Genomic DNA, 13,063 nt, shown 5'->3' on the forward strand with positions numbered 1-13,063 from the left:
GTGGCTAAGCGCATCGAGGTCAAGGATCTCGACATCTACTACGACAAGTTCCTCGCCGTCCAGGGCGTGTCCATGACGATCCAGCCCCGGTCGGTCACCGCGCTCATCGGTCCATCCGGCTGCGGCAAGTCGACGTTCCTGCGCACGCTCAACCGGATGCACGAGCTGGTGCCCAACGCCCGCGTCGAGGGCGAGATCTTCATGGACGACGACGACCTGTACGGGCCCGGCGTCGACCCGGTCAACGTCCGCAGGCAGATCGGCATGGTGTTCCAGCGGCCGAACCCGTTCCCCACGATGTCGATCTACGACAACGTGGCGGCCGGCCTCAAGCTGAACAACAAGCGCATGCGCAAGGCCGAGATGGACCAGGTCGTGGAGCGGTCGCTGCGGGCAGCCAACCTGTGGGAGGAGGTCAAGGACCGGCTCGGCAAGCCCGGTTCCGGCCTTTCCGGCGGGCAGCAGCAGCGGCTCTGCATCGCCAGGGCCATCGCCGTGCAGCCGGACGTGCTGCTCATGGACGAGCCGTGCTCCGCGCTCGACCCGATCTCCACGCAGGCGATCGAGGACCTCATGCTGGAGCTGAAGGCCAACTACACGATCGTCATCGTGACCCACAACATGCAGCAGGCGGCTCGGGTCAGCGACGTCACCGGGTTCTTCAACCTGCGTGGCATCGGCCAGCCAGGTGAGCTGGTGGAGATCGACGAGACCACCAAGATCTTCTCCACGCCGAGCAAGAAGGCCACCGAGGACTACATCTCCGGCCGCTTCGGCTGACGTCTCACAGATCGTCCCCCAAGGCCACCTTGGTTGCGTTCAACGCAAACCTTGGTGGCCTTGGGGGTCTATTGGGCACCGTTCACGGGTTCAGCGCGTACTGGACGTCGACCTCATGGATGTCGAACCCGAGCCTGCGGTACACCGCGATGGCCGGGGCGTTGTCCCCTTCGACGTACAGGATCACCTGGCCAAGGCCACGCTCACGCAGGTACCGAAGGCCGGCCAGGGTCAGCGTGCGGCCGAGCCCGCCGCCCTGTGCGGCGGGGTCCACCCCCACGACATAGACCTCGCCCACCCGTCGCCCACCGCCACCCGCCACGGAGGCGCTTCGCGCCGCTGTGTCTTCCTCAGGTCGCCCACCGAAGCGCTCCGGGTTCGCCGGGTGCACTTTCGTCCAGTGGAAGCCGACGACCTGCCCTGCCGCGTTCTCGGCGAGGAAGAAGCCGTCCGCGTCGAACCAGTCCTGCGTCTCGGCCTCCCGCAGCTGCGCGACGCTGAAAGCACTCTGCTCGGGGTGCCAGTCGAAGGCCCGCGCGTTGACGTCGATGACGGCCTGCTCGTCCCGGCCGGGCACGAACGTCCGCAGCGTGACCCCCTCCGGCGGCGTCGGCTCCGGCCAGTCCGCGCGCGCCACCGCGACATGCATGACCAACAGCTCCCTGGCACGGGTGAAGCCGAAGCGCTCGGCAAGCCGGGCGGCAGCCGGATGGTCACCGTGTGCCCAAACCCGCAGGTCGGCCGGCACTGCCTTGGTCAGCTCCGCGATCAGCGCCGCACCGTGGCCCTTGCCCCGCACATCGGGGTGGACGATCAGCTCCGCGACCTGCCTGCCGAAGGCGTCACCGGCCAGATGCGCGAGGCCGGTCAGCTCCGTGCCGTCGTAGGCCAGTAGGTACCGGCCACCGGCGAACTCCGCGGGCAGTGGCCCATCGGCTTCGATCTCCGGCCTGCCGTCGGCCTTCCGCGCCGCGAGCAACAGCCCACGCACCGCGGTGCCGCGCGCGCTGTCGAGGTCGTCGTCCCATGCCAGCATGGGACCAACCTACGTCACCGGGTGGACAGCTCCGTCGGCTCGAAGGACTCGGCCACGACCGGCATGCCTGCCTTGACCGGGCCATTGCCCTTGGCCGGCCGCTCGAACTTGTAGCCGACGTTGCGCACGGTCCCGATCATCTGCTCGTGCTCGGGGCCGAGCTTCGCGCGCAGCCGCCGGACGTGCACATCCACCGTGCGGGTGCCGCCGAAGAAGTCATAACCCCACACCTCCTGCAGCAGCTGCGCACGGGTGAACACCCGCCCGGCATGCTGTGCGAGGTATTTCAGCAGCTCGAACTCCTTGTAGGTCAGTTCGAGAGTGCGCCTGCGCAGACGCGCCGTGTAGGTGGCCTCGTCGATCACCAGGTCACCGACCCGCAGCTCGGCATCGACCTGGGTGGTGCCGCCGTCCTTGGTCGTGACCAGCCGCAGCCGCGCATCGACCTCGGCAGGGCCCGCCGTCGGCAACAGGATGTCGTCGGTCCGCCATTCCGCGCTCACGGCCACCAGGCCGCCCTCACCGACCACCGCGATCACCGGCGTCGCGGCTTCCTCGTCACCAGCGCCCTTGAGCAGGCGGCACAGGCTCTTCGCGGAGGCCAGGTCGGTCCGCGCGTCGAGCAGGATGACGTCCCGGTGACCCGCGTCCAGCAGAGCGGTGACCTCCGGGGCACGCACGCGTACGGTGTGCGGCAACAGATCGAGTGCGGGCAGCACCGAGGTGGCTTCGGATTCCGCAGTGAGTACCAGCAAGTCCAGGCTCATCGCCACCGCCTCACGTCTCGGGATCGCCTCGAAAAGAACTCGGGCAGCCTTTCGAGCAGAATAGCGAGCGAACACGCCGGTGTCCTAGCCGTGAAATCGGCATCACACGAGGTCGGACTGTGAGGAAAAGGCACCGGAACACGCCTGTAACAAAGACTAAACATAAACAGATCGGATGGAATGTGAGTGCTGTGACGCAGCAAGCCCGGCCGCCCGAAAGATCAAAAGGCCGCCGGGCCCGGCGACTCGTGGTCGTACTCCTCGTCCTGCTCGGCCTGCTGGTCGGCGCCGATTTCGCCGCTGCCGCCTTCGCCGAGCACACCGTGTCACAGAAGGCTCGCGAGCAGCTGGGCCTCACTGAGGACCCGGCTGTGACCATCCACGGCTTCCCCTTCAGCACGCAGGCGCTGGGCGGCGACTACGGCCACATCAGCGTCTCGGCACAGGGCGTTCCGGTTGGCGACGCGCTCTCCGACGTCGCCGTGAACGCCGAGCTGCACGACGTCACCGCTCCGCTGTCGGACCTCACCGCCGGGAACGTCGACAACATCACCATCGGCCGCCTCGAAGGGCAGGTCACGCTCAAAGCCAGCGACATCGCCAAGGTCAGCCCGCTGAACAACATCCAGGACCTGCGGATCGACCCTTCGTCGGAGGCCTACGTGCGGCACGGCGACGGCGCCGACGGCAAGCCCCAGGAGGAGAAGGAGGACTCCACGGCTGGCGTGCGGCTGTCCGGCCGTGTGCAGATCGCGGGGCAGGAGGTCCAGATCTTCGCGTTCGCCATGATCCAGCTCGACGGCACCACGATCCGCATCACGCCACGCCGCCTGCAGTTCGGGAATGATCAGGAGACCACCGTTGTTCCCCAGCAGGTGCAGCAGGCGCTGCTGCCGAACTTCGAAGCGGACATCAATGCGGGCAACCTGCCCTTCACCGTGACGCCGACGGCGATCAGGGTCGATCCGGGGTCAATCACCATCAAGGGCGAGGCGAGCAACGTGAACTTCGCAGGGGTGTCCGCCGAGTAGTCGGCCGGCGAGACGACATGACGTGAGGACGGCGCGGTGACAGGTCTGTGGGTGCTCGTGGGCACGCTGGTGGCCGGGCTGGTCGCCGGCGCGCTGCTCCACCGGCGGAACGGGCGGATCAGGGCGACCGAACCGGCCGTGGCCGGGTCGCGGACGCTGCCCGAGCCGGTGGCCGCCGCGCTGGACGGCGCCCCCGCCGTGACGCTGGTGCAGATCTCCACGACGTTCTGCACACCGTGCCGGCAAGCCAGGGCGGTGCTGAGCCACCTCGCCGAGACCACGGCCGGGCTGCGGCACGTCGACCTCGACGTGACGGATCGGCCACACGTGGCGCAGGCGCTCGGCGTGCTGCGCACACCCACGACCGTCGCCTTCACCCCATCGGGGCAGGAGCTGCTGCGCGTCAGCGGCGTCCCCAAGGCCGCTGACCTGCTCTCGGTCCTCGAACCCCACCTCGTCCCACCTGCTGAACGTGGTTCCCACAGTCAGGGAGGTTGAGTAGCCTGGCTGCGTGGACAGGCTGCCAATTCACCTCCTGACCCAGCGCCGCGCGGTTGACCTGTGCCGCGTGCGCAGCAGCCTGTGTTCGTCGTGCCGAGCAGTGTGGCCCGACGTTCCAGCCAGTTCCAGGAGGTGACATGTCCGCAGGCCCCGCGGTGGATCCCCGTGGCCCTCGCTTCGCAGCGATCGTGACGACCATCGTGCTCGCAGTCGTGCTGCTCACCGGCTGGTGGCCACTGCTGGCGACACAGACAGTGGTGTTCGCCATCGGGGCCTTCATCGGGCTACGGCCTGCTCCCTACTCGGTGCTGTTCCGCCTCCTGGTCGCGCCGCGACTGAAGCCGACCAGCGAGCGGGAGGACGCGGCGCCGCTGCGCTTCGCCCAGGCTGTCGGGTTCGGCTTCGCGCTGATCGGCACGATCGGCTACGCCGCAGGCGCGACCGCGATCGGCGTCGTCGCGACGGCGTTCGCACTGTTCGCGGCGTTTTTGAACGCAGCGTTCAACTTCTGCCTCGGCTGCGAGATGTACCTGCTCATCAAGCGGTTGCGCCCGCAGGCCGAGCAAGCGTCCTGAGGACAACCCTCTTCGTCCAACCACGAGTACAAGAAAGTGAGTGCCGCTCAATGAGCCGTGAAGACGTCCTGGTCACCACACAGTGGGCAGAGGACAACCTGGACACGCCGGGCGTGGTGTTCGCCGAGGTCGACGAGGACACGACAGCGTACGACGGCGGGCACATCCGCGGCGCCGTGAAGATCGACTGGAAGAACGAGCTGCAGGACCCGGTCCGCCGTGACTTCGTCGACAAGGCCGGCTTCGAGGCCCTGCTCTCCGCGAAGGGCGTCGGCAACGACGACCTGGTGATCCTCTACGGCGGCAACAACAACTGGTTCGCCGCGTACGCGTACTGGTACTTCAAGCTCTACGGCCACGACAAGGTCAAGCTGATCGACGGTGGCCGCAAGAAGTGGGAGCTCGACGGCCGCGAGCTGACCACCGAGGAGCCCAAGCGCGAGCACACCGGCTACACCGCCAAGGAGCAGGACCTCAGTGTGCGCGCCTTCCGCGACGAGGTCGTGGCGGCCATCGACACCAAGAACCTGATCGACGTGCGTTCGCCGGACGAGTTCTCCGGCAAGCTGCTGGCTCCGGCGCACCTGCCGCAGGAGTCCGCGCAGCGTGCCGGGCACATCCCGAGCGCGGTGAACGTCCCGTGGTCCAAGGCGGCCAACGAGGACGGCACCTTCAAGTCCGCCGACGAGCTGGCCGAGCTGTACAACGAAGCCGGTCTGGACACCTCGAAGCCGACCATCGCCTACTGCCGTATCGGCGAGCGGTCGAGCCACACCTGGTTCGCACTGCGCGAGCTGATCGGCCTCGAGGACGTGAAGAACTACGACGGTTCGTGGACGGAGTACGGCTCGCTGGTAGGCGTGCCGATTGAGACGGGAGCCAAGTGATGACGGACGGATGTGGCGCCCCCGCGCAGACCGCGATCGCGGCGGACGCCGACACCGGCGGCCAGGTCGTGGTGGCCGGCAAGGTGACGGGCGGCGAGGGCCCGCTGGGCGGCGCCTACGTGCGGCTGCTCAACGCCGACGGCGAGTTCACCGGCGAGGTGCAGGCGTCGCCGGACGGTGACTTCCGGTTCTACGCGGCGCCGGGCACCTGGACCGTGCGTGCCCTGCACCGCAGCGGCAACGGCCAGGCCTCCGTCAGCGCGGAGGGCCCAGGTCTGCACCAGGTGACCATCGCCGTCGCCTGACCCCCCGTTCGAATTGGCCCCCAAGGCCACCTTGCTTGCGTTGAACGCGCCCACCCGTCTCCCACCACCACCCAGACGGAGACGCTGCGCGCCGCTGTATTCGCAAAAGGTGGCCTTGGGGGCCTTTTTCGCGTAACCACTCGGCGCGGTGACCGTGCTCACGGCGTTCCCCCCTGCGCCCCGTCTACCAGCCAGGCGGGGGCTATCCTTCCGGCGTGGAGATTCTGTTTACGACGTTGCTGGTCCTCGCCATCGTTGCCACGACCTGGTTCGGCGGCTACATGGTCTACCGGCTGTACTCCGACCAGCGCTGAGTCCGATGTCCGAAAGCGGCGACGAAGCGATCCGGGTCGCGGCCGAGCGCGCTGAGACGACGGCAAGGCGCAACATCCCGCAGTTGCCCGACCTGCCGATCCCCGGCGACACGGCGAACCTGCGCGAGGGCCCCAACCTGCACGACGCCTGCCTGGCGCTGCTGCCGCTCGTCGGTGTGTGGCGCGGCGAGGGTGAGATCAACTACCCGACGATCGACGGCCCGTACCGCTTCGCGCAGCAGCTGACGATCTCCCACGACGGCAGGCCGTTCCTCTACCACGAGGCCCGCTCCTGGCTGCTCGACGAGGACGGCAAGGTCATCCGCCCCGCCGCGCGCGAGACCGGCTGGTGGCGGCCACAGGCCGACGACACCATCGAGCTCCTGCTCTGCCACTCCAGCGGCATCCTTGAGCTCTTCTACGGCAAGCCGAAGACCCAGTCCGCCTGGCAGCTGGGAACCGACGCGGTCGTGCGCACGGCGACGGCCAAGGAGGTCACCGCAGCCCAGCGGCTCTACGGCATCGTCGCCGGCGGCGACCTCGGCTACGTCGAGGAGCGGGCCATGGTCGGTCAGCCCATGACCCCGCACGCCTCGGCCCTGCTGCACCGCGTCATCGGCTAGCTCCTGGCGGCGTCAGCGGTACTGGGCGTCGTAGAGCTCCGCGAGTTCGGCGTGCACCGCAGTCGAGTCGGGCAACGCGGCCCCGTCGAGGGTGTGCATCCGAGTCAGCTTCCGCACCGACGAAGCCAGGAACACGCCATCCGCCGAGGGCAGCTCGCTCACCATGATCGGCTCGACCTTGGTGCCCCAGCCGCCCCGTTCGGCGGCACGGAACACGTCACCCTGCGTGGTGCCGGGCAGGATCCCGATCGTCGCAGGCGGCGTGTACAGCGTGCGCCCACGGACCACGATCACCGAGGACGTCGGCCCTTCCAGCACCGATCCGTCCGTCGCCGTGAAGATGACGTCCGCCGCGCCGCGCCGGGCCGCCTCACGCCCCGCGGCCATGTTGATCGCGTAGGACAGCGACTTCGCCCCGAGCAGCAACCACGGCGCCCGCCCGGCGAGACCGGGATCGATCCCGCGGTCGAGCGTGATCGCGGCGATGCCCTCGACACGGGCCCGCTTGACCTTCTCGTCGATCTCCATGCCCAGCGCGAACCCGGTCGGAGTCGCGTTCGGGTCGCCATCGACGCCCCGCGTGTAGACGAGCTTCACGGCGATCTCGGGCCCGCCGGACCAGTTGTCGATCACCAGCTGTGTGACGCGTTCCCACGCCGCACGATCCGGTTGCGGCAGGTCCATCATCGCGGCCGAGCGAGCCAACCGGTCCAGGTGCGGACCGAGCTCTCGCGGTGTCCCGCCGGTGACCAGGATCGTCTCGAAGACGCCGTCGCCACGGAGCAGGCCGAGGTCGTCGACGCGGATGTGGGCCTCGTCTGGGTCGGCAAGGGTGCCGTCGAGGAAAGCAAGCACGCGCATACGGCCCACCGTATCCGGCGCGCGGGCGATCACATCACCCCACCGAACCGCCCTTGCCGCCTACGATCGACGCTATGGCCTCCTACCAGTCACCGCTGCTCAGTCGGCCCGGCGCGGTCGGCGCGCCCGACGGACATCCCGAGGCCGGGGTCCCCTGGCACTGGGGCGACCCGTTCGCCGAGCAGCGCACCGCCGTCCGCCGGGTCGCGGTGGTCGACCGGTCACATCGCGAGGTCATCACGGTCACCGGCGAAGACCGGCTGTCGTGGCTGCACCTGGTGCTCTCCCAGCACGTATCGGCGCTGCCCGAGGACACCGGCACCGAGGCGCTCGTGCTCGACAGCCAGGGCCGCATCGACGCGCACATGGTGCTCGGCTACACCGGCGGCACGATGTTCCTCGACACCGATCCCGGTGCGCAGGCAACGAGCGCCCTGCCGAAGGGCGGCAAGCAGACACTGCTCGGCTACCTCGAGGCGATGAAGTTCTGGTCCAAGGTGGACATCGTGGACGCGACCGATGACCTGGTCGTGCTGACGCTCCTCGGCCCCGACATCCCGAAGGTGCTCGACGTCGACCTTGACGCGCGGTCGTACGCGGTGGCCCCGCTGCCGGGTGGCGGCTTCGCCCGGCGGATGCCGTGGCCCGGCAGGCACGCGGTGGACCTGCTCGTTCCCCGCGAGGATCTCACCGGCTGGTGGACCAGGCTCACCGATGCGGGCGCGCGGCCCGCGGGGAGCTGGGCGTTCGACGCGCTGCGCGTGGAGTCACTGCGGCCCCGGCTCGGGGTCGACACCGACGAGCGCACCATCCCGCACGAGGTGAACTGGATCGGCTCTGCGGCACACGTCGCGAAGGGCTGCTACCGCGGGCAGGAAACCGTGGCCAAGGTGCACAACGTCGGCAGGCCGCCCCGGCACCTGGTGCTGCTGCACCTCGACGGCTCACCGGAGATCTATCCCGAGACGGGTGATCCGGTGCTGCTCGGCGACCGGACGGTCGGCCGGGTCGGCAGCGTGGCGCAGCACCACGAGCTCGGGCCGATCGCGCTCGCGCTGGTGAAGCGGTCGACGCCGGTGGATGCCGAACTCATCGCCGGTGCCGAGGACAGGGCTGTGCAGGCGGCGATCGATCCCGACTCCGTTCCCGAGGAGCGGGCGGCTCCCGGACGGGAGGCCGTACAGCACTTCCGCGGGTAAGATGATCATGGCCCCGGCCTGGTGTGCCCAACGGAACTAGAGCAGGATGGCCCCGTGATCGAAGTCCGGCCCGGCGGGCGACGTCGCATCGACCGTGTCCTCGCCGCCGACTATGCAACCGACCTGGAGAACCTGCCGCTCACCACTCTGCGCGAGCGGCGGGACGAAGCCGCCCAGGAGGAGACCGACCTGTCGTACCTGCGCCGGTTGCTCCACGCGCGCATCGACATCGTGAAGGCCGAACAGCAACGGCGCAGCTCCGGCGGTGCGGCCAGTGTGGTGGACCAACTGGCCACGATCCTCGCCGACAACGCGCTCGGGCCCGCGGCCGGCTCCGGCAGGCACCAGCCGCTGGAGCCCTCGCGCGCGGGCGAGTACCGGCGCAGGGCCGAGGCGCTGGTCGGCAACGCGAACCTGTCCGACGTGTCGGCCCTGTCCGACGCACAGCTGGCCGAGACCCTGGACAGCTTCCGGGAGCAGGAGTCGTCGGTGTCCCTGCGGCGCCGCCAGGTGCAGGCCGTGGTCGACGCCTTCAACGCCGAGATCGCCCGCCGCTATGCGCAGGGCACCGCGTCAGTGGATGAACTGCTCGCCAGCGAGCGGCGCCGCGACGACCAGGACGGCGACGCCGGCTAGTTGAAGCGTTCGCGGGTGGCGATGTCGCTCCAGTAGTCGCGGAGTGTCTGGAACAGCTCGGCGATCTCCTCGACCACGCCGCCCCGCATGGCCTGCAGTATCGCGTGCACTTCCTCCGCCGAGGTGTCCGATTCCAGGATCGGGTCCTCGATGAGCTGGACCAGGCCGCCGTAGTCGAGCTCGACCGCCGACGCCGGATGGAAGTTCGACAACCACCGGCCAGTCTCGGCGAGGATGCGCGCGGGTCCCGATTCGCCGAGTACCTCCTCCACCAGCTCCTCCGCCTCGGCGACCCGCCGCAACGCGTCCGTCATCGCCGTGCGCCACGACAGCTCCCGCTCGGGATCCTGCTGCCCGCTGCCGAGGACGAGCCTGCGCTCGTCGGGCTCGATGAGACAGAACCACGGCAGTGGAACCGTCCACGTGGTGGACAGGATGTGCATGGTGCTGGGCAGATCGCGCAGAGCGGCGTTGGCCCGCGACCTGATCGCGTCGGCGGAAAGGCCGGTCGCGTCGAGCACCGCGGCCCGCAGCGCCGGCTGCGCCTCACTCAGGAAACCGATCAGGGCCGCCGCCGAGCGCGCCCGCACCTCCAGCGGGCAGACGAGCGGGCCGGGCCCCACCACGGCACTGCCCGCGGTCGGCACATCCTCGGGATCGAGCACGAGCACGTCGGTCCTCGCGCTGGGCGCGGGGGCACCGCCTGCGAGCTCAGCGGGAAGCAGCCGAGGCGGTATTGAAATCTGTGACCTCAACCACAAGAGGTGCTCGCGCTCGCCCGCTGCGGCATGCGTCAGCGTGGCCGCCTCGACGGCCCGAACCAGCTGCTCATCAGGCGGTTCGCCGAAAGCAGGCAGCGGTTCATAGACCCGCAGATAGGCCACGAACGGACGGATCACCCAGGAATCCTGGCACGACACGGGGTGTCGACACGCATCGGCTGGCCCGTTCGAAGGACGAAAGCAATACTGTCACCGTTCGCACACCATGCCACGTCGCATCGGACCCCGTCGACACGGTACGGTGTGCTCAGGAAATAGTTGTCGAGACGACGCGGGGCCGCCGATATCCCCCGGCCGCCCCGCCCCTGCGCAAGGGGGTCGAGCCATGGGGCGCGGCCGAGCTAAGGCCAAGCAGACGAAGGTGGCCAGGGAGCTCAAGTACAGCACTCCCACCACGGACTTCGATGCTCTGCAGCGTGAGCTGTCGGGCAGCTCCTCGGACAAGGACCACGAGGACGAGGAACGGTACGAGGACCCGTACGACGACGGGTACAACGACTACCGTCGTTGACGCAGCGGAACGCGAGGGTGGGAACCGGCAAGCCGGTACCCACCCTCGCGTTCCGCTGCGGACTCTTTCTGCCGACGAAGACGTAGGGAGCGAATGTGCCTGACATCCGGCGGGTCGGAGTGGTCGGCGCGGGCCTGATGGGCTCGGGCATCGCGGAGGTACACGCGCGAGCCGGCCTGGATGTGGTGATCAACGAGGTCAACCTGCCCGCGCTCGACGCGGGCAGGGCCCGCATCGAGAAGTCGCTACAGCGGGCTGTTCGCAGCGGCAAACTCGCCGCGGAGGAGGCCGAGGCGGCTGTCGGCCGTATCACGTTCACGACCGACCTCGACGCGTTCGCCGACCGCGATCTCGTCGTGGAGGCCGTGCTGGAGCAGGAGCAGGCCAAGGTCGAGCTGTTCCGGTCACTGGACAAGGTCGTCGAGGGCGCCGACGCCATCCTGGCGTCCAACACCTCCTCCATCCCGATCATGAAGCTGGGCATGGCGACCAGCCGCCCGCAGCAGGTGATCGGCATCCACTTCTTCAACCCGGTTCCGGTGCTGCCGCTCGTGGAGCTGGTGCCGTCACTACTGACGAGCGAGGAGACGGTGGCGCGCGCCGACGCGCACGTCTCCAGCGCGCTCGCCAAGACCGTCATCCGCTCGCAGGACCGCGCAGGCTTCATCGTCAACGCGCTGCTGGTGCCGTACCTGGTCTCGGCGATCCGGATGTTCGAGTCGGGCTTCGCCTCCGCCGAGGACATCGATCACGGCATGGAGAAGGGCACCGCGCACCCGATGGGCCCGCTGCGGCTGGCCGACCTGATCGGGCTGGACACGGTCAAGGCGATCGCCGACTCGATGTACGCGGAGTTCAAGGAGCCGCTCTACTCGGCGCCGCCGCTGCTGCTGCGCATGGTCGACGCCGGGCTGCTCGGCAAGAAGACGGGCCGCGGCTTCTACAACTACGAGTGACCCGGCATGGACGAGCCGCTGCGGATTGGACTAGTCGGCGCGGGACCGTGGGCGAGGTCGGTACATGCACCGGCGCTTGCCGACCATCCGGGTACAACACTGAGCGCCGTGTGGACCCGGCGTCCCGAGGTCGCCACCGCGTTCGCCGCGGAGCACTACACCCGCGCGTGCGCCACGTTCGACGAACTACTTGACGAGGTCGACGCCGTCGCGTTCGCTGTGCCACCCGCCGTGCAGGCCGGCTACGCGGTCACCGCCGCCAAAGCGGGTAAGCACCTCATCCTGGAGAAGCCGGTCGCGGACGACGTGGCGACGGCGGCCCGGGTCGCGGATGCGGTTGCGGATGCCGGCGTCGCGGCGCTCGTGGTGCTGACCCTGCGGTACGCACTGCAGACGCGCGAATGGCTCGACGGTCTCGCCGCGACCGGCGGCTGGGCGGGCGGCAACGGGCGCTGGCTCTCCGGCGCTCTGCTCGCCGGCCAGTACAGCGGCTCGGAGTGGCGGCACTCCTCGGGCGCACTGGCTGACATCGGGCCACATGCCGTCGACCTGATGGACGCCGCGCTCGGCGAGGTCACCGCCGTGCGTGCGGCGCACCGCACCGCCGGCGATCTGTGGCATGTCGTACTGGAACACAACGGCAGCGCCACGAGCACGTTGAGCATGTCCATCCGGCTGCCGCTACGCCCGACGGTGATCGAGTTCGCGGTGTACGGCGAGCACGGGCTCCGCACCCTGAACGGCAAGCCGGGATCACCGGCCGAAGCGTTCACCGCGCTGCTCGACGACTTCGCCGCCATGATCGCCAGCGGCGTCCGCGAGCACCCCTGCGACGTGCACCGCGGCCTCCGCCTGCAACGCATACTCGCCGATTGCCTACGGATCGCCCAGTAAGCCCCCAAGGCCACCTTGGTTGCGTTCAATGCAACCAAGGTGGCCTTGGGGGCTGTTACTCAGCTGTTACTCAGGCGTCCACGCGCTCCTTCGGCTCCGCGTCGGCAGCGCGGCGGGGGAGGAGCCTCCGCAGCAGCGGCCATGCGAGGAGCACCGCGATCACCACGTAGATCACCACCGCTATCGGCGAGTTGATCAACCCGGTGAGGCTGCCATCGCTGATCTGCAGGGCGCGGCGCATCTGCAGCTCCGCCGCTGGGCCGAGGATCACACCGACGATCGCGGGCAGCACCGGTAGCCCGTACCGTCGCATGGCGAAGCCGAGCAGGCCGATCGCGAACAGCAGCAGGAGATCCAGCACCTCACCGGCCGCGGCGTAGGCACCGACGCTGGCGAAGAACAGGA

Annotated in this window: 16 protein-coding genes and 1 pseudogene; 12 read left to right on the top strand and 5 right to left on the bottom strand. The window is 69.1% G+C overall.

Annotation, left to right across the window (positions count from 1 at the left end; translation table 11 throughout):
- Positions 1 to 780, top strand: a complete 780-nt coding sequence (gene pstB, locus ABZ863_RS23055; protein WP_358539067.1) for a phosphate ABC transporter ATP-binding protein PstB — start codon at positions 1 to 3, stop codon at positions 778 to 780.
- A gap of 82 nt (positions 781 to 862) precedes the next feature.
- Here pstB and mshD read toward each other — a convergent pair whose 3' ends face one another.
- Both mshD and ABZ863_RS23065 read right to left on the bottom strand, forming a co-directional pair.
- Positions 863 to 1,816, bottom strand: coding sequence for a mycothiol synthase (gene mshD, locus ABZ863_RS23060; RefSeq protein WP_358539070.1), 954 nt, complete (start codon positions 1,814 to 1,816; stop codon positions 863 to 865).
- Between the two features lie 14 nt (positions 1,817 to 1,830).
- Positions 1,831 to 2,583, bottom strand: coding sequence for a response regulator transcription factor (locus tag ABZ863_RS23065; protein WP_358539073.1), 753 nt, complete (start codon positions 2,581 to 2,583; stop codon positions 1,831 to 1,833).
- Between the two features lie 191 nt (positions 2,584 to 2,774).
- On the opposite strand from ABZ863_RS23065, the gene ABZ863_RS23070 reads away from it, so the two are divergent.
- The 6 genes from ABZ863_RS23070 (at position 2,775) to ABZ863_RS23095 (ending at position 6,819) form a co-directional block, all read left to right on the top strand.
- Positions 2,775 to 3,614 carry a DUF2993 domain-containing protein gene (locus tag ABZ863_RS23070; RefSeq protein ID WP_358539076.1) on the top strand — a complete coding sequence of 280 codons (840 nt, stop codon included), beginning with the start codon at positions 2,775 to 2,777 and terminating at the stop codon, positions 3,612 to 3,614.
- 36 nt (positions 3,615 to 3,650) lie between these two features.
- The gene (locus ABZ863_RS23075; RefSeq protein WP_358539079.1) at positions 3,651 to 4,112 is read left to right on the top strand and encodes a thioredoxin family protein; all 462 of its coding nucleotides are present in this window, start codon (positions 3,651 to 3,653) and stop codon (positions 4,110 to 4,112) included.
- A 140-nt stretch (positions 4,113 to 4,252) separates the two neighbouring features.
- Positions 4,253 to 4,690, top strand: coding sequence for a DUF4395 domain-containing protein (locus tag ABZ863_RS23080; RefSeq protein WP_358539082.1), 438 nt, complete (start codon positions 4,253 to 4,255; stop codon positions 4,688 to 4,690).
- A gap of 50 nt (positions 4,691 to 4,740) precedes the next feature.
- Positions 4,741 to 5,577 carry a sulfurtransferase gene (locus tag ABZ863_RS23085; protein WP_358539085.1) on the top strand — a complete coding sequence of 279 codons (837 nt, stop codon included), beginning with the start codon at positions 4,741 to 4,743 and terminating at the stop codon, positions 5,575 to 5,577.
- On the top strand, positions 5,577 to 5,882 hold the full coding sequence (locus ABZ863_RS23090; protein ID WP_358539088.1) for a DUF1416 domain-containing protein: 306 nt from the start codon (positions 5,577 to 5,579) through the stop codon (positions 5,880 to 5,882). The genes ABZ863_RS23085 and ABZ863_RS23090 overlap by 1 nt, the downstream gene beginning before the upstream one ends.
- Before the next feature lie 319 nt (positions 5,883 to 6,201).
- Entirely contained in the window at positions 6,202 to 6,819 is a 618-nt protein-coding gene (locus ABZ863_RS23095) for an FABP family protein (protein WP_358539090.1), read from the top strand.
- Between the two features lie 12 nt (positions 6,820 to 6,831).
- Here ABZ863_RS23095 and ABZ863_RS23100 read toward each other — a convergent pair whose 3' ends face one another.
- A complete protein-coding gene (locus ABZ863_RS23100; protein ID WP_358539092.1) occupies positions 6,832 to 7,680 on the bottom strand; it encodes an aminodeoxychorismate lyase in 849 nt (282 codons plus the stop codon).
- Positions 7,681 to 7,754: 74 nt separating this feature from the next.
- Between ABZ863_RS23100 and ABZ863_RS23105 the strand changes: the two genes are divergently transcribed.
- Positions 7,755 to 8,879 (top strand): folate-binding protein, encoded by a 1,125-nt coding sequence (locus tag ABZ863_RS23105; protein ID WP_358539094.1) that lies wholly within the window; start codon positions 7,755 to 7,757, stop codon positions 8,877 to 8,879.
- Positions 8,880 to 8,933: 54 nt separating this feature from the next.
- A complete protein-coding gene (locus ABZ863_RS23110) occupies positions 8,934 to 9,515 on the top strand; it encodes an aerial mycelium formation protein (protein ID WP_358539096.1) in 582 nt (193 codons plus the stop codon).
- Here the strand turns inward: ABZ863_RS23110 and ABZ863_RS23115 are convergent.
- The gene (locus ABZ863_RS23115) at positions 9,512 to 10,414 is read right to left on the bottom strand and encodes a hypothetical protein (RefSeq protein ID WP_358539098.1); all 903 of its coding nucleotides are present in this window, start codon (positions 10,412 to 10,414) and stop codon (positions 9,512 to 9,514) included. The genes ABZ863_RS23110 and ABZ863_RS23115 overlap by 4 nt on opposite strands.
- Positions 10,415 to 10,622: 208 nt before the next feature.
- Here ABZ863_RS23115 and ABZ863_RS23120 point away from each other — a divergent pair, with 208 nt between their 5' ends.
- From ABZ863_RS23120 to ABZ863_RS23130, 3 genes are all read left to right on the top strand, one after another.
- Positions 10,623 to 10,808 carry a DUF3073 domain-containing protein gene (locus ABZ863_RS23120; RefSeq protein ID WP_358539100.1) on the top strand — a complete coding sequence of 62 codons (186 nt, stop codon included), beginning with the start codon at positions 10,623 to 10,625 and terminating at the stop codon, positions 10,806 to 10,808.
- A 95-nt stretch (positions 10,809 to 10,903) separates the two neighbouring features.
- Positions 10,904 to 11,764, top strand: a complete 861-nt coding sequence (locus ABZ863_RS23125; RefSeq protein WP_358539102.1) for a 3-hydroxybutyryl-CoA dehydrogenase — start codon at positions 10,904 to 10,906, stop codon at positions 11,762 to 11,764.
- Between the two features lie 6 nt (positions 11,765 to 11,770).
- Complete coding sequence (locus ABZ863_RS23130; RefSeq protein WP_358539104.1) at positions 11,771 to 12,658, top strand: Gfo/Idh/MocA family oxidoreductase; 888 nt, start codon at positions 11,771 to 11,773, stop codon at positions 12,656 to 12,658.
- A 70-nt stretch (positions 12,659 to 12,728) separates the two neighbouring features.
- Here ABZ863_RS23130 and ABZ863_RS23135 read toward each other — a convergent pair.
- Positions 12,729 to 13,063 (bottom strand): annotated as a pseudogene (locus ABZ863_RS23135) (tripartite tricarboxylate transporter permease); the annotation flags it as partial.

Origin of the sequence: Saccharomonospora sp. NPDC046836 (genome assembly GCF_040645195.1) — a bacterium.
Lineage (GTDB): Bacteria > Actinomycetota > Actinomycetes > Mycobacteriales > Pseudonocardiaceae > Prauserella_A.